Here is an 18,893-nt window from a genome sequence, read left to right on the forward strand (position 1 = left end):
CCAATCGCATTCGTCGGTCAATTGAGCCGATTCCTCACATCTTGTAAGAAAAAGTCCCGCCTTGTAGGACGCCATACGGCTCGACTTCAAATAATTCAAATTCTTGCGACTTTTATGTGGCGAGATGAGGTCAACATCTCCCATACGGAATTCAATCATGGGAGTGACAACTAATGAGCGAACGCAAGGCGCTGTTGATTCTGCATGGCAAGCAAGCGCTCAACGAGGCGGTTCGTTCTGCCGTTGCGGACAAGCGCAAACAGGGTTGGGAGCTGGCCGTTCGAGTGACCTGGGAAGCGGGCGACGCACAGCGTCTGGTAGATGAAGCACTGGCGGCAGGCTACATGCAGATCATCGCCGGTGGCGGTGACGGTACCTTGCGTGATATTGCCGAAGCCTTGGCGGCGCATTCGACGCAGGCCAGTCTGGTACTGATGCCCTTGGGGACCGCCAATGATTTTGCGCGTGCCGCCGGCGTACCTCTGGAGCCCGCGCAGGCGCTGGAGCTTCTCGACATTGCACCGAGCGCCATTGATCTGGGGGAGGTCGGCGGGCAGGTGTTCCTGAATATGGCCACGGGCGGTTTTGGCAGTCAGGTCACGGCAAGCACCTCGGAGGACTTGAAAAAAATCCTCGGGGGTGCGGCTTACCTGTTCACCGGTTTATCGCGCTTCAGTGAATTGCACGCAGCCTATGGCGAGTTGCAGGGGCCTGATTTCCAGTGGAGTGGCGAGCTGTTGGCATTGGGCATCGGCAATGGCCGGCAGGCCGGCGGTGGACATGTGTTGTGTCCAGAAGCGCTGGCTGACGACGGTCTGCTGGACATCAGTATTCTGCCTGCGCCGCAGGAAGTCGTAGGCACCTTGAAAACCCTGCTCGCCGATGGCTTCGGCATCGACAACATGTTTGTGCGAGTCCGGTTGCCATGGGTCGAAATCAAAGTCTCGGAAGGCCTCTACATCAACCTCGATGGCGAACCTCTGGAAGGTGACAACTTGCGTTTCTCGACACGTCCAGCGGCACTGCGCGTGCATTTACCTGAAAACTCGCCGCTGCTGGGCTCATCGCAATTGATCAATCATCCAGGCTGATGATCTGCTCGCGCACGGCGAACAGCACCAGGCCCGCCACATCGTAGATCTGCAAGCGCTTCATGATCTGCGAGCGGTGGGTTTCAACGGTCTTGATGCTGAGGCCCAGGCCATTGGCGATTTCCCGGGTGGATTTTCCGCGAACGATCAGCCGAAGGATTTCCAGCTGACGCGCCGTCAGGTTGTGCGAGTCGGCAGTTTCCGGCTGGTTTTTCTGAGTTCGGGTCAGCGCCTGGTTGATGACGGTGTGGGCGATGGCCGGGCTGAGGTAGCGTTCGTTGTTACGCAAGGCATCCAGGGCATGTTCGAGCTCGGTAGCCGTGGTGTCCTTGAGCAGGTAGCCATGTGCACCGGATTCCAGTGCCTGCATGATGAGTGCAGGATCGGTGTGCATCGACAGGATCAGCACCTTGCTCTGCGGGCGTACTCGCTTGAGTCGCTGCAATGCGTCAAGGCCACTGGTTTCCTTCATGGAAATATCCAGCAGGATGATGTCGGGGGATAGTTGCTCGACCATCTCGAGCAACTGCGAGCCGTCATTGGCCTCACCGATTACCGCATAGCCGGGAATATCCAGCACCAGAGCGCGCACGCCGGCCCTGATAAGCGAGTGGTCATCCACCAGAAGTAAGTTACAAGTCAACGCATAACCTTATTCGTACTGGCCCGTTCGAGCGCACGGGGCGCCCAGGGGAAGAGGGCTTCGATTTGAGTGCCTTTGCCCGGCTCGCTGGTCACGCTCAGTGTGCCTCCCAACTGATTGATCCGTTCCGACATCCCTGCCATTCCACGTTGCCCCTCACGACCTGGATCGGTCGCTGGCGCGAATCCCAGGCCATCGTCACTGATCAACAGTGTCAGGCCCTGAGGCAGGCGTTGCAGGCGGACCAACAGGTTTTTCGCTTCGGCATGACGCAATATATTGGTCACCGCTTCCTGAGTGATTCGAAAGGCGGCCAGGGTCATTTCCTCCGGTATACCGGCCAAACGCTGATGGCATTCCAGGCTCCAGTGCACCGGCGTGTTGGCCAGCGTCTTGAGTAAATGCGCACGCAGACTGGCTTCCAGCCCGAGACTGGTCAGTTGCCTCGGATTGAGAATGGCCGATACGTCTCGCACTTTGGCCAGGGTTTCTTCCAGCGTGTCGCAGAGCACCGAACACTGGCCCTGAAGTTCTTCGGGCATTCGGCGTTTGAGCCAGTCGCTTTGAAGTTTTGCCGCGGTCAGCAATTGGCCGATGTCGTCATGCAGTTCCCGACTGAGCCGGTGACGTTCGTTTTCCTGAACCTCCAACAGTCGGTCAGCCAACTCCTGGGGTTGAAACTTTATCGACTTGCGCGAAAGACAATACTGCAACCAGACGCAGGCCAATGCGGCGATATTGAGTACCAGCAGACTCAGCGGCAGGGGAGTGGACAGGCTATAAACCAGCAGGCAGCCAAGCGCCGAGCAGGTACACAACACAAGCGTGACCAGACGCGCGTTTTTTGGGAAGGGTGGCCTTAGGGTGATTGACTTGAGGCTGGCGTACATAGCGGATGGAGCCAATGGATGTTCGCTGCGGGAAGACCGGGCATCGAGGATGACGGGTCTCTGTCTTGAGTCACTCTGCCATTAATTGACGTCAACTAATGGGCGGCATAATACCACTTAAGATACCGTTGGTCGCGTTTGGTATATATGTCTGCAGAGTCAGGAAATAAGCATTTATGGACAGCAGTTCCATAATGGAAAAAGTTGGCTGGCAAGAATGGTTTATTTGTTTCGAGTTGTCGTAAACAGGTATGGGATATTCAATTGCGACATGAGCCCGCTAAAGTTAGAGAGGCAATCATCGCAATAGAAATTCGCAGCACACCATAGGGGCCCGATAATTCAGGCTTGCCGACCTGCAAAGGAAACGAGTGTGAACGGTTTGGAATTAGCGGGGGACTGAAACTGACTGTGTCCGACCTGAAAGGCGAAGGCTTCGATCAGGGATGTCTGTTCGCTGTCATCAAGGCTGAGTTGGCCGGTCTTCTGATCGATAAGCTCGAGTTGCCAGGCGATCAACGTCAGGCAGTCTTTCAGTGCACCCAAGGCCTGGTCGTGTAAATCCATGTGGTTCTGGGCGTGGCTCAGCAAACCATGAATGTGCAACGAAAACTCCGAAACGGCTGCCAGCGCCAGCGCATCAGCCTTGTTGGCCAGTTTGAGCAGGGTGCTAAGCATGCAGTCGATGGCATCCTTGTCATTGCTGATCAGTTGCAAATGACTCAGGCATTCCTCGGTTTTAACCAGGAGTGTCTCAGCTTCAACGAGAAACTCCGGGAGCCGCTGAGCCCACTCTTTACGATCGTTCGGCATGCTTATCTCCACAACGTCATGTCAAATGCGGGAATGTCGTGTGTGTCGACGGGGACGATCAGAGTCCCCGCATTGTCATGCCGTCGTGAGATCGCGCGCCGGCCTGTCTGGCTGCAGGCTGGGGAACTCGATAGGGTGGATGGCCACTTACCTGCGATCGCACACAAAAGCCTGACTCCGTTCATGCAATGAGAATGGCGTCACATTAATGGCTATTGGATATTGCGAATATCAGGTCGGGCCTGATTGCTACTAGGGGAATCCCTTACACGGGGGAACCAACCGAACGAAACGAGGTCTCGCGGCAGGCAATAAGGCAGATGAAATCACCTGGCCAGTAAAGCATGATGTTAATGTGACATCAATGTTTGGTCGTGGCATTTTACACGGGGGTCAAGGTCCGGCAAAAACAGCCGATAACCCCCTTTAGTGAATTCATCAGAACAAGCCCAGGAGTCATTGATGGCCGGCATTCTCGACACGGTAGACCAACGCACGCAACTGGTGGGTGAGAATCGCCTGGAAATTCTCATGTTCCGGCTGGCCGGACGGCAATTGTTCGCGATCAACGTGTTCAAAGTGCAGGAAGTGCTGCAACTGCCGAAGCTGACCCTGATGCCCCAGCGTCATCCGTTTGTCTGCGGTGTGGTTAACTTGCGTGGCCAGACCCTGCCGGTGATCGACCTGTCCCAGGCCATCGGCATGCGTCCGCTGGTGCCAAGCCCGACCAGTACGATCATCGTTACCGAGTACAACCGTTCGGTGCAGGCGTTCCTGGTCGGTGGTGTGGACCGTATCGTCAACATGAACTGGGAAGCCATTCTGCCGCCGCCGGCCAGCGCCGGTCGTCAGCATTACCTGACGGCCATCAGCAAGGTCGACGACCAGTTGGTGGAAATCATCGACGTCGAAAAAGTCCTCGCGGAAATCGTCCCGTACAACGCCAAGGTCTCGCGCGACAAACTCGACGATCCGGTTCTGGAACGTGCCCGTGGCCGTGAAGTGCTGCTGGTGGACGACTCGAACGTGGCCCTGTCGCAATTGCGCGACACCCTGGGTCAGTTGGGCGTGAAGATGCACATCGCCAGCGATGGCTTGAAGGCACTGAACATGCTCAAGGCCTGGGCCGATACCGGTGTGAACATGACCGACAAACTGCTGATGATCTTCACCGACGCGGAAATGCCGGAGATGGACGGCTATCGCCTGACCACGGAAATCCGCAACGACCCGCGTCTGCGTGGCCTTTATGTGGTTCTGCATACCTCGTTGTCCGGCAGCTTCAACGACTCGATGGTGAAGAAGGTCGGCTGCGACAACTTCCTCTCCAAATTCCAGCCGGACAAACTCGTCGATGTGGTGCGCCAGCGTCTGATGCTTGATGAAGTGCCTGCCTGATAACGATCTTGAAGTGTGCGGTGGCAGTGTTTGGGGCCGCTGCGCAGCCCAACGGGGGCAAGCCCCCTCGCCACAGGCCTTTGATTCGGCGATCAAGCTCGTATAGGGTGGCGTTTTTTGCCCACCAGGGAGCTGGCCATGTTGCGTCTGAGCGCGCTTTATCGTTATCCGTTGAAATCCGGCAAGGGTGAGATCCTGCAGCAGGTCAGCCTCGACAAGCTGGGCCTGGACGGTGATCGACGCTGGATGCTGGTGGACGAGGCCAGCGGGCGCTTTCTGACCCAGCGTGCGGTGGCACAGATGAGTCAGCTGTCGGCGTTGTGGAATGCCGATGGTGGCTTGACCCTCAGTGCGCCGGGCCGCTCACCGATCGATATCGCCTTGCCTGCCAGCGACGCGGAACTGCGTGGCGTGACCATTTGGCGCGATACGTTGCGTGTGCCGGATGCCGGTGACGAGGCGGGTGCCTGGGTCAGTGAATTCATTGGCAAACCGACTCGCCTGGTACAAGTACCTCTTGATCGCGCACGGACCACCCAGGCCGGCTACGGCAAGGACGATGATCAGGTGGCCTTCGCCGATGGCTTTCCGCTGTTGCTGATCGGACAGGCCTCACTGGAGGACTTGTCGCAAAAAGTCGGCCGCCCGCTGGAAATGCTGCGCTTTCGGCCCAACCTGGTGATCGAGGGCAGCGAGGCGTATGCCGAAGATGGCTGGAAGCGCATCCGCATCGGCGAGGTCGAGTTCCGCGTGGTCAAGTCGTGTTCACGCTGCATTCTGACCACCATCGACCCGCAAACCGGTGAGCGCAGCGAAGATCGTGAACCTCTGGCGACGTTGCAAAAATACCGTGCCGAAGCCGACGGCGCGATGTTCGGACAGAACCTGGTCAACGACAGCGATGGCCGGCTTGAAGTCGGTATGCCGGTGACGGTACTGGAATAAGACAATTTGAATGACTGCCCTTGAACAAAAAATGCCCGTGTCCAAGGACGCGGGCATTTTCTTGTCGCTGTGAAAACCCAGGGGTTTAGCCGCGGTATTCGCACAGGTAAGCGGTGTCGACGGCCACTTTCAGCTGGAACTTGCTGTTGGCGGGCACGTTGAACTGGCTGCCGGCGGCGAAGGTTTCCCAGTCGCTGCTATCCGGCAGTTTGACGGTCAGAGCGCCGGACACCACGTGCATGATTTCACGCTGGCTGGTGCCGAATTCGTATTCGCCCGGTGCCATGACGCCGATGGTCGCAGGACCTTCAGCGGTGCCAAAGGCGATCGACTTGACGGTGCCGTCGAAGTACTCGTTGACTTTAAACATGGGCGATTCCTCGAAAAGGGCTGAAAAGGGCCGGCCAGTATGCACAAGGCCCATGCCGGCGTCACCTCTCTAAGACGGAAGAACCAGTGGCAATAATCGTGCGGTATTGCGCGCATCTTCCAGCGCCCGGTGTTGTTGGCCATTGAACTGCATGCCCGCCAGTTGCAGCGCGCCGTTAAGCCCCAGCGGGCGCTCCAGTCGGCGAGCCTTGGCAAAGCGCTGTTTGAGGTTCATGTGCGGCACTCGGCTCAGGGCGCTATCGAGTTGCAGGCGATCCCACTCCTGAACCAACTGTTTGCGATCGTAATCGCCCCAACTGGCCCAGCCTTCGAGGCGCGAGCGATGCAGACCGAGCCAGTGCTCGAACGAGGCCCAGACCTCGCCAAGAGGCTGCGCGGCATCGATGTTGGCCTGGGTGATGTGGGTCAGTTGCCGGCAAAACGGCGTCAGCAAGGGCCGATGCAGCGGCCGGACGAAACGCTGGAACGCATCCAGCTCGCGACCCTTGCGGTCCACCAGGGTGGCGCCGATTTCGATGATTTCCATTTCCGTTACTGGCCAACCACCCTCATCGGTGGTGGCTTCTAGATCAATGACCAGCCAGTGAGGCATCGCAGGGTTCCTGGTATCCGCGTCCTGATAGGGCTTGAGCGTAGCCAAACCCGGCGGATCCGCCTAGCGGCTTATTCGACCTCCAACAAAATCTGCCGATTTTTCACCTGGTCACCGACCCTGACCTGCAAGCGTTTGAGCACGCCGTCGATGCCCGACTTGAGCGGATGCTCCATTTTCATGGCCTCCAGCACGACCAACAACTGGCCTTTGCTGACCGGGCTGCCCTCAGTCACCAGCACGTCGACGATCGCCCCGTCCATCGGAGCCTTGAGGGTGCCGGTGCTGACGCTGGCCTGGCTGCTGACCAAGGCCTGCGTCCGGTCCACCAGCCGCAGGCTGCCGGGACGGGTGAACAGCCAGAGTTGCCCGGCTTCAAGACGATAAGCATGGCGTCGCCGGATACCGTTGATTTCCAGGCTGGCCCAGCGTCCATCGCACTGGATGATCTTCAATTCAAAGGGCGTTGTGGCAACTTGAATCCGATACGGTTCACCCGGCACAGCGTTCAATTCCACCGGCCAATCCTGATCCTCGAGGCCGATTCGATAGTGCAACGGCACGCTGGCGTTGTTGCGCCAACCGGCCAGTGGCGCGGGATGAACCTGCGCCGAGGCCTGATAGAACAGCGCAGCAGCGATGGCCAATTCTTCGGTACTCGGCACATGCGCATGCAGGCAGGGATGCTCGGCAAAGTGAGTCTGGATGAACCCGGTGCTGAACTCGCCACTGATGAACTGCGGGTGTTCCAGCAGGCTGGCGAGCAAGCGCTGATTGCTTTGCACGCCGAGCAGCACACAGTCCTGCACCGCCCGCAGCAACTGGCGCCGGGCTTCTTCGCGGGTGGCGCCGTGGGCGATGATCTTGCCCAGCATCGGGTCATAAAACGGGCTGACTGTCTGGCCTTCGATCAGGCCATGATCGATCCGCACGCCGCGCTGCAACGCAGGCTCCCAGGCGGTGATGCGACCGGTTTGTGGCAGAAAACCCTGTGCCGGATCTTCGGCGTACAAACGGACTTCCATGGCATGGCCGTTGAGCTGCACTTGCTCCTGGCGCAACGGCAGAGGCAGTCCTTCGGCGACGTGCAACTGCCAGGCCACCAGATCGAGGCCGGTGATCAATTCGGTCACCGGGTGTTCCACCTGAAGTCGGGTGTTCATCTCCAGAAAGTAAAACTCCCCGCGCACATCCAACAGAAACTCGACGGTGCCAGCGCCGACATAATTTACTGCGCGACCCGCCTTGAGCGCCGCTTCGCCCATGGACTGACGCAGTTCGGCGGTCATCACCGGGCAGGGTGCTTCTTCGATGACTTTTTGATGGCGACGCTGGATCGAACAGTCGCGCTCGCCAAGGTAGATCAGGTTGCCGTGCTGGTCGCCGAACAGTTGAATTTCGACGTGACGCGGGTCAATCAGCGCTTGCTCGAGAATCAGTTCGTCGCTGCCAAACCCATGCAGCGCTTCGGAGCGGGCGGTGCGCAGTTGCTCGAGCAAATCATTGGCCTCGTGCACCAGGCGCATGCCCCGCCCGCCACCGCCGGCACTGGCCTTGATCATCAATGGATAGCCGATGCGCGCGGCTTCGCGGCTCAGGGTCGTGTCGTCCTGTTCTGCGCCCTGATAACCCTTGATGCACGGTACACCTGCATCGAGCATGGCGAGTTTCGACAGGCGTTTGCTACCCATCAGTTCGATGGCTTCGGGACTGGGGCCGATGAAGGTGATGCCGGCATCCTGGCAAGCGCGGGCGAACCCGGCGTTTTCCGAGAGGAAGCCATAGCCCGGATGGATCGCGTCGGCCCCGGTCCGCCGGGCGGCATCGAGAATGGCCGGGATATTCAGATAGGACTGCTGCACCGGGGCCGGGCCGACGTTCACGGCTTCGTCGGCCATTTGCACATGCAGCGCATCGGCGTCGGCATCACTGAACACCGCGACCGTGCGATAGCCCAGGGCCTGGGCTGTGCGCTGGATGCGGCAGGCGATTTCACCGCGGTTGGCGATCAGGATTTTTCTGAGTCCGGGCATGTTTTATTCCCATGGTATTGCGGTGAATGTCAGGGCCTCATCGCGAGCAGGCTCGCTCCCACATTTGAAATGCATTCCCCTGTGGGAGCGAGCCTGCTCGCGATGCTTTTAAAGGGCCCAACCCGGTTTGCGTTTCTGCACGAAGGCCATGGTCCCCTCAATACCTTCAGCCCCGGTCACCGCCTCGCTGAACCAATCGGCCGCTTCATCCAGCAATGCATTCGATGGCTGTCCGGCACTCGCCAGCAACAGCTTTTTGGTCGTCGCATTGGCCTCCGGCGCGCAGCACAACACATGGGCCAGAATTTCATCGAGACGCTCGGCCAACGCTTGCGCGTCATGCTCGACAAAATGCACCAACCCCATGCGCCGCGCCTGCGTGCCATCGAAGCGTGCCGCGGTCAGCGCCAGTCGGCGAGTCTGAGTCAGGCCGATGCGCTGCACCACGAACGGCGCGATTTGCGCCGGCAGCAGACCGAGGCTGGTTTCCGGCAGACCGAATTGCGCCTGATGATCGGCCAAGGCGACATCGCTGACGCAGGCCAGACCAAAACCACCGCCGAGCACCGCGCCTTGCAGCACCGTGATCACCACTTGTGGTGCGTGTTGCACCTCTTGCAGCAGCGCACCGAACGCGCGATTCAAGTCGCGATAGGCGCTCGGGCCTTGAGCACGTGCGTTGGCCATGTCCTTGATGTCGCCACCGGCGCAAAAATGCCCGCCGGCACCACCGATCACCAAGGCACGAATCTCACGGTCATCGCGCACGGCCAACAGCACGGCACGCAGTTCCGCGACCATCAACAGGCTCATGGCATTGCGGCTTTCCGGGCGGTTGAGGGTGATGTGCAGGACGCCGTTATGCGATTCCAGCAGCAAGGTCTGGCAAGCGGGCAAGGTGCTCATTTCTTTTTCCCCGGCAGGATGCCCATGAGTTTGCAGATGATCCCCAGCATGATTTCGTCGGCACCGCCGCCGATCGACACCAGCCGCACGTCACGGTAAGCGCGGGCCACCGGGTTGTCCCACATGAAGCCCATGCCGCCCCAGTATTGCAGGCAGCTGTCGCTGACTTCCCGGCCCAGACGCCCGGCCTTGAGTTTGGCCATTGACGCCAGACGGGTGACGTCCTGGCCTTTGATGTACTGCTCGGTGGCCTGATAGACCAACGCCCGCAGGCATTCGATTTCGGTTTGCAGTTCAGCCAGGCGGAAGTGGATGACCTGATTGTCGATCAGCGCATTGCCGAAGGTTTTGCGCTCCTTGCAGTACTCGATGGTGCTGTCGACGCAGTACTCCAGGCCCTTGATCATGTTCGCCGCGCCGAACAGCCGTTCCTCCTGAAACTGCAGCATCTGCATCATGAACCCCGCGCCTTCATGGCCGATGCGGTTGCGTTGCGGCACGCGCACGTTGTCGAAAAACACCTGGGCGGTTTCCGAGCTACGCATGCCGAGCTTGTCCAGGTGCGAGCTGAGGCTGATGCCGGGGGTGTTCATCGGCACCATGATCAGCGACTTGTTGATGTGCGGTTTGTCGTCCGAGGTGTTGGCCAGCAGACAGATGAAATCGGCGCCCGGTGAGTTGGTGATCCACATCTTGCTGCCGTTGATCACGTAGTCGTCGCCGTCCTTGCGGGCGGTGGTTTTCAAACCGGCCACGTCGGAACCGGCGCCGACTTCGGAAACACCGATGCAGCCGACCTGCTCGCCAGTGATGGCTGGACGGAGAAACTCTTCGCGCAGTTCATCGGAGCCGAAACGCGCCAGTGCCGGGGTGCACATGTCGGTCTGCACGCCGATGGACATCGGAATGCCGCCGCAGTGGATGGTGCCGAACTCTTCAGCGGCAACGATCGAATAGCTGTAATCCAGCCCCATGCCGCCAAACTTTTCCGGTTTGGAGATCCCCAGCAGGCCGAGGTCGCCGGCCTTGCGGAAGATCTCGTGGATCGGAAAGCGTCCGGCTTTTTCCCATTCCTCGACGTGAGGATTGATCTCGTGCTCGACGAATTGGCGGACGGTGCGGCGCAGTGCTTCGTGTTCCTGGGTGAAGATCATTTTTATTGTTCTCCTGAGCGCCCTTAGAAGCGGGCTACGCCAAAACTGTTGGATTGCAGCGGCCGCACTTCAGCCTCATGGCAGATATCCAGCAAGTACCCGAGCAAGGTCCGGGTCTCCCGCGGATCGATCAACCCGTCGTCCCACAAACTGGCGCTGCCATAGAGTGCGGTGGACTGGCTGTCGAGTTTCTGCGCGGTGACCTGTTCCAGCATGTCGAGCATTTTCGGGTCGGGCACCAGACCGTCCTTGGCCTGTTTGGCCTCGGTGACGATCCGCAGTACTTTGCCGGCCTGGGCGCCACCCATCACCGCCGTGCGGCTGTTGGGCCAGGCGAAAATGAAGCGCGGGTCGAGGCCGCGGCCACACATCGCGTAGTTGCCGGCACCATAGGAACCGCCGACGACGATGGTCAGTTTAGGCACCCGGGCGTTGGCCACCGCTTGAATCATTTTCGCGCCGTGTTTGATCACGCCTTGCTGCTCCGACTCGGTGCCGACCATGAACCCGGTGGTGTTGTGGAAAAACAGCAGCGGCGTCTGGCTCTGGTCACAGAGCTGAATGAACTGCGCCGCCTTGCTCGCACCCTTGGGCGTGATCGGTCCGTTGTTGCCGATGAACCCACAGGCGCGGCCTTGAATCTGCAAATGGCCGCAGACGGTTTGCTGATCGAACTCACCCTTGAATTCGAGAAAGTTCGAGCCGTCGGCAATCCGCGCGATGATTTCGCGCACGTCGTAAGGTTTTTTCGCGTCGTCCGGAATCAGCCCGAGCAACTCGTCGATGGGGTAGAGCGGTTCTTCCCACCGACGTTCGGGTACCCAGGGCAACTGATCATTCCACGGCAACAGGCTGATAATTTCGCGCACCTGGCGCACGCCATCGGCATCGTTCTCGGCCAGGTACTCCGCGGTACCGGCGATTTGCGCGTGCATCTCGGCGCCGCCCAGCGCTTCATCGGTGGCGACTTCGCCGGTGGCAGCCTTGAGCAGCGGCGGGCCTGCCAGAAATAGCTTGGCCTTGCCACGCACCACCACCACGTAATCCGACAACCCTGGCTGATAGGCGCCGCCCGCCGTGGCCGAGCCATGGACCACGGTGATTTGCGGCAGGCCCATGGCCGACATCCGCGCCTGATTGGCAAAGCTGCGGGCGCCTTCGACGAAAATCTCCGCCGCGTAATTGAGGTTGGCTCCACCGCTTTCAGCCAGGGTAATGACCGGCAGTTTGTTCTCCATGGCGATCTGTTGCAGGCGCAGGGATTTTTTCAAACCGCTGGGGGAAATGGTCCCGCCCTTGATCGCACTGTTGTTCGCCACCACCAGCACGCGCACACCGGACACGTAGCCGATCCCGGCGATCAACCCACCGCCTGCCGAGCTGCCATCCTTGTCATCGTGCAGCTTGTAGCCCGCCAGGCTGGCCAGTTCGAGGAACGGGGCGCCGGGGTCCAGCAGCAGGTTGAGGCGTTCGCGGGGTAACAGCTGGCCGCGTTTGTCGAACCTGGGTTTGGCTTCGGCCGCCTTGTCCAGCAGGTTCTGTTCGAGCTGGCGGACGTGCTCGATGCCGACCAGCATCGCCTCGCGATTGCGCTCGAACTGTTCGCTGAACGGGTCCACTTGCGACTGAATCACCGGCATGGCTTATTCCTTATCCTTGAGAACGTCCGGCAAGTAGGCGCGATGGAAACCGTTATACGACTCGCTGATCTGCGCCTTGTGTATCGGCCAGGCGCGCCCGCCCAGACTGGCGGCGCCGTCGATGCGCAAGGTGCTGCCACTGATAAATGCCGCTGCCGGGCTGAGCAGGAAAACGATCGCCGCGCTGACTTCCGATTCGGTGCCGATGCGTTTCAGCGGAACGTGCTCGCGCAAGGTCGGGATCACCGCTTTGAACGCGCCTTCGTAGGTGTCCATGCCACTGGACGCGATCCAGCCCGGCGCCACGGCGTTGACCCGCACCCCGGCATAACCCCATTCGAATGCGGCGGTCTTGGTGAGGTTGTCCATGCCTGAACGCGCCGCACCCGAGTGGCCCATGCCGGGCATGCCGCCCCACATGTCGGCGAGCATGTTGACGATGGCGCCACCGTGCGTGCTCATGGACTGGTTGAACACTTCCCGGGCCATCAGGAAGCCGCCCATCAGGTTGGTGCGCAACACCGTATCGAAGCCTTTTTGATTGATCGACGCCAGCGGCGACGGGTACTGCCCGCCGGCATTGTTGACCAGGCCATGAATCGGTCCGTGCTTGCGGATCAACTCGCTGACCACATGCTTGACCGCTTCTTCCTCACGAATATCGCAGGCCATCCAATCCGCCTTGCCGCCATCTTCGGCGATCTCGGCCGCGACGTTTTTCAGCTTGTCGACCTTGCGCCCAAGCAGCAGCACATGGGCGCCGAGGGCTGCCAGTTCGTGAGCGGTGCAACGGCCGATGCCGCTGCCACCACCGGTGACGATGATGTTTTGGCCCGCAAACAAATCGGCTTTGAAAATCGAATCGTATGCCATGGCGACAGTCCTCTAGTTGACCTGGTCGGCGATGCGCTGAGGCACCGGTATCTGGATTTCCAGCAGTTGCTGGGCGAAGGCTTTGCCTTGCGGATCGATCCGCAGGCTGGCCACGCCACCGCCTCCCAGGGCGTTTTCCAGCAGAAAATTAAGGCTGTGGGTGCCCGGCAGGTACCAGCGTTCGACACGTCCGTGGATCGGATCGAGGACATGACTCATCCAGTCGACGATCACTTCCGGCGTCAAGGCTTCGGCAATCCACGGCAGGTACTCCGGCTCGCGGGCCATGACGCCGATGTTGCTGTGATTGCCCTTGTCACCGGAGCGCGCCACGGCGAGTTTGACCAGGGCCACGCTGGCATCGGCCCGGCCTGAGGGTTTCGGTGGGGCGCACGCCACGGGCAGGTCGGCGGTGTCGAGCACATCAACGGCGGGCAGGGCGCAGGGGTGGCGGTGGCCCTTGAGATCAATTTCCAGCGTGCAGGCGGTTTTGTCGATAAGGAACGAGAACAGCCGGATCAGCGGATACACCGTCGGCCGTCCACCGACAATCCCGGTCAGTCCCGGCGCCATGCCGGTGGCGGCCTGAGCGATCTCACGGGAGAACACAATCAACGCCTGTTTACCCGGATGGCGCACCGCGAGTTTGATCACCACTTCGCGGCTGTCATGGCGCTGACCGTGGGGGCCGTAAGTGGCTTCGCTGCCGAGCAGTTCGATGTTCACTTCGCTGTAGGGTGGCCAACCGCGCTGACTGAAGATTTCCGAGGTCTTGTTGATGATGGCTTCGCTGACTCGACGCGCCTTGTCGACCGCATCGATTCCGGCGATCAGGCAACTGGCGGTGCAGCGGAAACCGTCCGGGTACGTCGCGCTGACCTTGTACTGATCGGTCGGCGGCAAGCCTTTTGCGCCGTGCACCCGAACCGCGTTTTTGCCTTGTTGCACGAGTTTGACTTCAGTGAAATCGCAGACCACGTCCGGCAGTAGATACGCCTGCGGGTTACCGATTTCATACAGCATCTGCTCGCCGACCGTCAGGGGTGTGACCAGCCCGCCGGAGCCTTCGGGTTTGCTGACGATGAACTGGCTGTCGGCGCTGACTTCGACGATGGGGAAGCCGATGTGTTCGTAGTCGGGCACCTCGCGCCAATCGGTGAAGTTGCCGCCGGTGCACTGGGCGCCGCATTCGATGATGTGCCCGGCCAATGCGGCCTGGGCGAGTTTGTCGTAGTCGTGCCACGACCAGCCGAACTCATGCACCAGCGCGGCGCTGACCACGGCGCTGTCGACCACGCGCCCGGTGATGACGATGTCGGCGCCCAGACGCAGGGCTTCGACGATGCCCGGTGCGCCGAGGTAGGCGTTGGTCGAGACACACATCGGCGGCAAGGGCGCGCCGCTGAACATTTCATGGATTGCGCTGCCGCTCAGCTGTTTGAGTTGCGGCTGCAGGTCATCGCCCAGTAGCACGGCGATTTTCAGCGTTACCCCGACTTTGTCGCAGGCCGCTTGCAGGGCGGCGGCGCAGGCTTGCGGGTTGACCCCGCCGGCGTTACTGATGACGCGGATTTTCTGTTCGGCGAGTTGACCCAACAGCGGGCTGAGGACTTCGATGAAGTCGCTGGCGTAACCGGCCTGGGGATCTTTCATCCGCGCGCCGGCCATGATCGACATCGTAATTTCGGCCAGATAATCGAAGACCAGATAGTCCAGACGCCCACCTTCTACCAGTTGCGCGGCGGCGGTCGAGGTGTCGCCCCAGAAGGCGCTGGCGCAACCGATGCGGATCGTTTTAGGCACAGTCAACTCCATAGCGACCTCCGACAGAAGTGCATCGAGACTACCAAGCAAGCGCTTGGTTTGTAAACGGCTTAACTATCTTCTGCCCGAGCGCTTGCTTGGTTGCCCCGGCCAGCTTAAATTGCCCGCGCAACCCCGCAGTTTTAGCGGCGAGCGGCGTATTTGATTGATCGACTGTAGGAGAGAACGGGTGGACGAGCAAAAAGCCCTGAGGGTGATGCGCGAATTGGTCGACAGCGGCCAATTGACCGACCCGGACAGTGCCCGCGGCAAACTGCTGCAAGTGGCGGCTCACCTGTTCCGCAACAAAGGTTACGAACGCACCACCGTGCGCGATCTGGCCGGCGCCGTGGGGATTCAGTCAGGCAGTATTTTTCATCACTTCAAAAGCAAGGACGAGATCCTGCGGGCGGTGATGGAAGAAACCATTCGCTACAACACCGCGTTGATGCGTGCAGCCCTGGCGGAAGCCGGCAGTGTGCGCGAGCGGGTACTGGCGCTGATTCGTTGTGAATTGCAGTCGATCATGGGCGGCAGCGGCGAGGCCATGGCGGTGTTGGTGTATGAGTGGCGCTCGCTGTCCGCAGACGGGCAGGCGCAGGTGCTGGCGCTGCGCGACATTTATGAAGAACTCTGGCTTCAGGTGCTGGGCGAGGCCAAGGAGGCCGGTTTTATTCGCGGGGATGTGTTCATCACCCGCCGTTTTCTGACCGGTGCGTTGTCCTGGACCACGACCTGGTATCGCGCCAGCGGCAGCATGAGCCTCGATCAATTGGCCGATGAGGCGTTGATTCTGGTGCTGGAAGAGAAACAATAGCTTTCCAAGTCAGAAGGAAACTGGCTAAGTGGCCGAAACCACCTAGCTTGAATGCATTGAAGCGTATTTTTTTGGGGAGTGGGTTGTTTTGATGTCTTCGCCAATTCGGATGGCTTCGCGGCTTTTGCTGGCGACGCTTGCGGCTTTATGCATGGTTCCGTCCCAGGCAGCACAGCTGGTGCGGGTCGGTGCCGCACATTTTCCTCCTTACACCGTGCGCCCGGAAACCGGGGCTGACACCGGTTTGCTGCCGCAGCTGGTCGAGGCACTCAATGCCTTGCAGAACGACTATCAGTTTGTGTTGGTGCCCACTTCTATTCCCCGGCGTTTCGGTGACTTCAAGCAAGGCCGGGTGGATATGGCAATTTTCGAGAACCCGGACTGGGGCTGGAAGGACATTGCGCACACCACCGTTGACATGGGGCTGGAAGACGCCGAGATTTTTGTCGCGCAACGCCAGCCCGATGGCCAGCCGGTTCGTCAGCAGAATTATTTTGCCGACCTCGCCGGCAAGCGTCTGGCGCTGTTCAGCGGCTATCACTACGAATTCGCCAACTTCAATGCCGATCCAAAATTCCTCGCGCAAAACTACGGCGCAACGCTGACATATTCCCATGACAGTAACCTGCTGATGGTGCTGCGCGGGCGTGCCGACGTTGCCCTGGTGACACGCTCTTACCTGAGCGATTACCTATTACGCAACAAGGAAGTCGCTGATCAATTGCTGGTTTCCCAGCGTATCGATCAGGTCTATCACCACTACGCCATCCTCCGGCCGGCCGCACCGATCAGTGGCGAGGCATTTGGCAAGTTGCTGCAAGGGTTGCGGGACAATGGCCAGATGTTGAAGATCTTCGATCCCTACAAGATCGCCGTGGTGTCGGTGCCGGGTAGCTGAGATTGCGCCGCAGGTCGCGTATTTGCCGACTTCTCTTAAATTTCCCGCACTGGCTCACGTCACCTCGTTGAACTGTCGACGATTAACGTGAGCCCGACCCATGTCCACTCTGAATGACCTGACTGCCCTGGCCTTGCCGACAGGAAGCCGACTTGTAGCTGATGAAACCGAAAGCCGCCTGTGTCTCAGCCTTGAAGGGCAGCCGCTGATCCAGCTGCGCCTGACTCGCGAGCCCGAGTTGCAAGTGCAAGTAGAAGAGCGCTTCGATCGCGTCGACAGTCAGGCCGTCTGGGCGGCCTGTTATTGGCTGTTTGCCCGTGACCCGGCCTGCCAGCGCCTGACTTGGCAACTCGATGAAGCTCCCTCCGAAGCATTGCTCAGCGGGTTGCTGATCCCCACCGAAATCGTCGGCCGGTATCGCTGCGAGCGCACGCTGTTTTGGCAGTTGCCTCTGCCTTGGCTGGGCGTGTCACTGGCATCGAGTTATCCGCAACAAATGGTCATCAGTGGCGGCAAGCGTCATCCGCTGCGCCTGCTAAAACCGCGGGGTGAAGTCTATCGGCGCTTCGATGCGCGACTCGGTGCCTGGATTTCCCTGCGTACGGTGGACATCGACCTGGACCTGGCGCGTTTCAATCGTTGGCAGAACAGCCCGCGCGTGGCGAGTTTCTGGCAGGAGGAAGGCAGTCTTGAACAGCATCACGAGTACCTGAGCAAACTTGAAGCTGATCCCCACACTTTGACGCTGATCGGTTGTTTCGATGATCAGCCGTTCGCCTACTTTGAAGCCTATTGGGCCAAGGAAGATCGCATCGCGCCGTTCTATGACGCCGGCGATTACGACCGCGGTATTCACATGCTGGTGGGTGAGGAAAATCACCGTGGCCCGCACAAGGTGGCGAGCTGGTTATCGGCGTTGACGCATTACCTGTTTCTCGACGATCCACGCACTCAGCGAGTGGTTGCCGAGCCTCGCGCCGACAACGCGAAGATGATCGGGCACATGCAGGGCCAAGGTTTTTACTGCGAGAAAGCGTTCGACTTCCCGCACAAGCGTGCGGCGCTGATGGTGTTGGGGCGTGAGCGGTTTTTTGATCGGTGTGTGTTGGCGTGAAGCTTGAGGACTCAAGGTCTATGTTGATCTTGAGTCCGTCTTCGCGAGCAGGCTCGCTCCCACATTGGTCCTGTGAACACAGATCAAATGTGGGAGCGAGCTTGCTCGCGATGGGGGCGACGCAGATTTCAGATCTTAGCGACGGGCAAAGGTATCCACACGACTGCCCGACACCTTGCGGCAGTGCACCAGCGCATCGCGAATCATGAAGTTCACCAGGGTCGGCGAGACGCCAAGCTCCTTGGCGATGTCCTTTTGCGGCACGCCGTGCAGGCGATACATCTCGAAGGCGTAGCGGGTGCGGCTGGGCAGCTCGGTCAGCGCATCCGCGATGTGTTCCAGCGTCGAAAAGTTGATGTGCGAGGTTTCCGGCGAAGCGCCTTGAATCACCACGTTCAGGCCTTCCTCTTCAGGGCCCGAGTACTTCTGCTCCAGCGCCTGTTTGCGGTAGTGATCGATCGCCAGGTTGCGCACGATCTGGAACAGGTAGCTGAGCTGAGCCTTGAACGAAGACGTGATCTGCGGCGCGGATTGCAGCCGGAAGAACGCATCCTGCACCACGTCTTCAGCACGCGACCGGCAGCCGGTAATGCGGGCTGCAATCTTGACCAGAATCAGTCGATTGTCGACGAATGCCTGAAGTAGCGGTGAATCGCACCTGCTTGTGGACACTTGTTCCGTCATTGGAAATCACCTTGCTGCAAATAGGTTCGTGGGACCGCAAGCGGGGGCTGAGCCGTCCAACACATCGAGCGACAAATTATTCTGAATGATAATGATTGTCAAATGAGAAAGAGAACTAATGCTCTGCAAAGGTGCAGAGTGAGAACTGCGACACGCTGACGCAGCCGGCCCTATTGGGTTTCAAGCCTGCGGACTAATTATTTCAAGAC

At 59.6% G+C, this 18,893-nt stretch carries 18 protein-coding genes; 6 read left to right on the forward strand and 12 right to left on the reverse strand.

Annotation, left to right across the window (positions count from 1 at the left end):
• Positions 1-173: 173 nt before the first annotated feature.
• Positions 174-1,091, forward strand: coding sequence for a lipid kinase YegS (gene yegS / locus ACA056_RS08230; RefSeq protein WP_497271786.1), 918 nt, complete (start codon positions 174-176; stop codon positions 1,089-1,091).
• Here yegS and ACA056_RS08235 read toward each other — a convergent pair.
• From ACA056_RS08235 to ACA056_RS08245, 3 genes are all read right to left on the reverse strand, one after another.
• Entirely contained in the window at positions 1,075-1,734 is a 660-nt protein-coding gene (locus tag ACA056_RS08235; RefSeq protein WP_497271788.1) for a response regulator, read from the reverse strand. The two genes, yegS and ACA056_RS08235, sit on opposite strands and share 17 nt — an antisense overlap.
• Positions 1,731-2,624: a sensor histidine kinase gene (locus ACA056_RS08240; protein ID WP_497273503.1), complete on the reverse strand. Its 894-nt coding sequence runs from the start codon at positions 2,622-2,624 to the stop codon at positions 1,731-1,733. The genes ACA056_RS08235 and ACA056_RS08240 overlap by 4 nt, the downstream gene beginning before the upstream one ends.
• A 342-nt stretch (positions 2,625-2,966) precedes the next feature.
• Positions 2,967-3,437, reverse strand: a complete 471-nt coding sequence (locus ACA056_RS08245) for a hypothetical protein (RefSeq protein ID WP_497271790.1) — start codon at positions 3,435-3,437, stop codon at positions 2,967-2,969.
• 462 nt (positions 3,438-3,899) lie between these two features.
• On the opposite strand from ACA056_RS08245, the gene ACA056_RS08250 reads away from it, so the two are divergent.
• Positions 3,900-4,835 carry a chemotaxis protein CheV gene (locus ACA056_RS08250; protein ID WP_046049189.1) on the forward strand — a complete coding sequence of 312 codons (936 nt, stop codon included), beginning with the start codon at positions 3,900-3,902 and terminating at the stop codon, positions 4,833-4,835.
• Positions 4,836-4,973: 138 nt separating this feature from the next.
• The gene (locus tag ACA056_RS08255; RefSeq protein WP_497271792.1) at positions 4,974-5,780 is read left to right on the forward strand and encodes an MOSC domain-containing protein; all 807 of its coding nucleotides are present in this window, start codon (positions 4,974-4,976) and stop codon (positions 5,778-5,780) included.
• 85 nt (positions 5,781-5,865) lie between these two features.
• On the opposite strand, the gene ppnP is transcribed toward ACA056_RS08255, so the two are convergent.
• The 8 genes from ppnP to ACA056_RS08295 form a co-directional block, all read right to left on the reverse strand.
• Positions 5,866-6,150, reverse strand: coding sequence for a pyrimidine/purine nucleoside phosphorylase (ppnP, locus tag ACA056_RS08260; RefSeq protein WP_007940055.1), 285 nt, complete (start codon positions 6,148-6,150; stop codon positions 5,866-5,868).
• Between the two features lie 69 nt (positions 6,151-6,219).
• Positions 6,220-6,762 carry a 3'-5' exonuclease gene (locus ACA056_RS08265; RefSeq protein WP_497271795.1) on the reverse strand — a complete coding sequence of 181 codons (543 nt, stop codon included), beginning with the start codon at positions 6,760-6,762 and terminating at the stop codon, positions 6,220-6,222.
• Positions 6,763-6,833: 71 nt separating this feature from the next.
• Positions 6,834-8,795, reverse strand: coding sequence for an acetyl/propionyl/methylcrotonyl-CoA carboxylase subunit alpha (locus ACA056_RS08270; RefSeq protein WP_497271797.1), 1,962 nt, complete (start codon positions 8,793-8,795; stop codon positions 6,834-6,836).
• 108 nt (positions 8,796-8,903) lie between these two features.
• Positions 8,904-9,701, reverse strand: coding sequence for an enoyl-CoA hydratase/isomerase family protein (locus ACA056_RS08275; RefSeq protein WP_497271799.1), 798 nt, complete (start codon positions 9,699-9,701; stop codon positions 8,904-8,906).
• The gene (atuD, locus tag ACA056_RS08280) at positions 9,698-10,855 is read right to left on the reverse strand and encodes a citronellyl-CoA dehydrogenase (protein WP_497271801.1); all 1,158 of its coding nucleotides are present in this window, start codon (positions 10,853-10,855) and stop codon (positions 9,698-9,700) included. Before atuD ends, ACA056_RS08275 begins: the two co-directional genes overlap by 4 nt.
• A 23-nt stretch (positions 10,856-10,878) precedes the next feature.
• Positions 10,879-12,495 (reverse strand): geranyl-CoA carboxylase subunit beta, encoded by a 1,617-nt coding sequence (gene atuC / locus ACA056_RS08285; RefSeq protein ID WP_497271803.1) that lies wholly within the window; start codon positions 12,493-12,495, stop codon positions 10,879-10,881.
• A 3-nt stretch (positions 12,496-12,498) separates the two neighbouring features.
• A complete protein-coding gene (locus ACA056_RS08290) occupies positions 12,499-13,368 on the reverse strand; it encodes an SDR family oxidoreductase (RefSeq protein ID WP_497271805.1) in 870 nt (289 codons plus the stop codon).
• Positions 13,369-13,380: 12 nt separating this feature from the next.
• Positions 13,381-15,171, reverse strand: a complete 1,791-nt coding sequence (locus ACA056_RS08295) for an acyclic terpene utilization AtuA family protein (RefSeq protein WP_497271806.1) — start codon at positions 15,169-15,171, stop codon at positions 13,381-13,383.
• Between the two features lie 190 nt (positions 15,172-15,361).
• Between ACA056_RS08295 and ACA056_RS08300 the strand changes: the two genes are divergently transcribed.
• From ACA056_RS08300 to ACA056_RS08310, 3 genes are all read left to right on the forward strand, one after another.
• A complete protein-coding gene (locus ACA056_RS08300) occupies positions 15,362-15,988 on the forward strand; it encodes a TetR/AcrR family transcriptional regulator (protein ID WP_497271808.1) in 627 nt (208 codons plus the stop codon).
• A 91-nt stretch (positions 15,989-16,079) separates the two neighbouring features.
• Positions 16,080-16,886, forward strand: coding sequence for a substrate-binding periplasmic protein (locus ACA056_RS08305; protein WP_497271810.1), 807 nt, complete (start codon positions 16,080-16,082; stop codon positions 16,884-16,886).
• Between the two features lie 100 nt (positions 16,887-16,986).
• A complete protein-coding gene (locus ACA056_RS08310) occupies positions 16,987-18,000 on the forward strand; it encodes a GNAT family N-acetyltransferase (RefSeq protein WP_497271812.1) in 1,014 nt (337 codons plus the stop codon).
• Between the two features lie 135 nt (positions 18,001-18,135).
• Here ACA056_RS08310 and ACA056_RS08315 read toward each other — a convergent pair whose 3' ends face one another.
• A complete protein-coding gene (locus tag ACA056_RS08315; RefSeq protein WP_008145913.1) occupies positions 18,136-18,684 on the reverse strand; it encodes an RNA polymerase factor sigma-70 in 549 nt (182 codons plus the stop codon).
• Positions 18,685-18,893 lie beyond the last annotated feature (209 nt).

This window comes from Pseudomonas sp. LBUM1666, assembly GCF_059695775.1.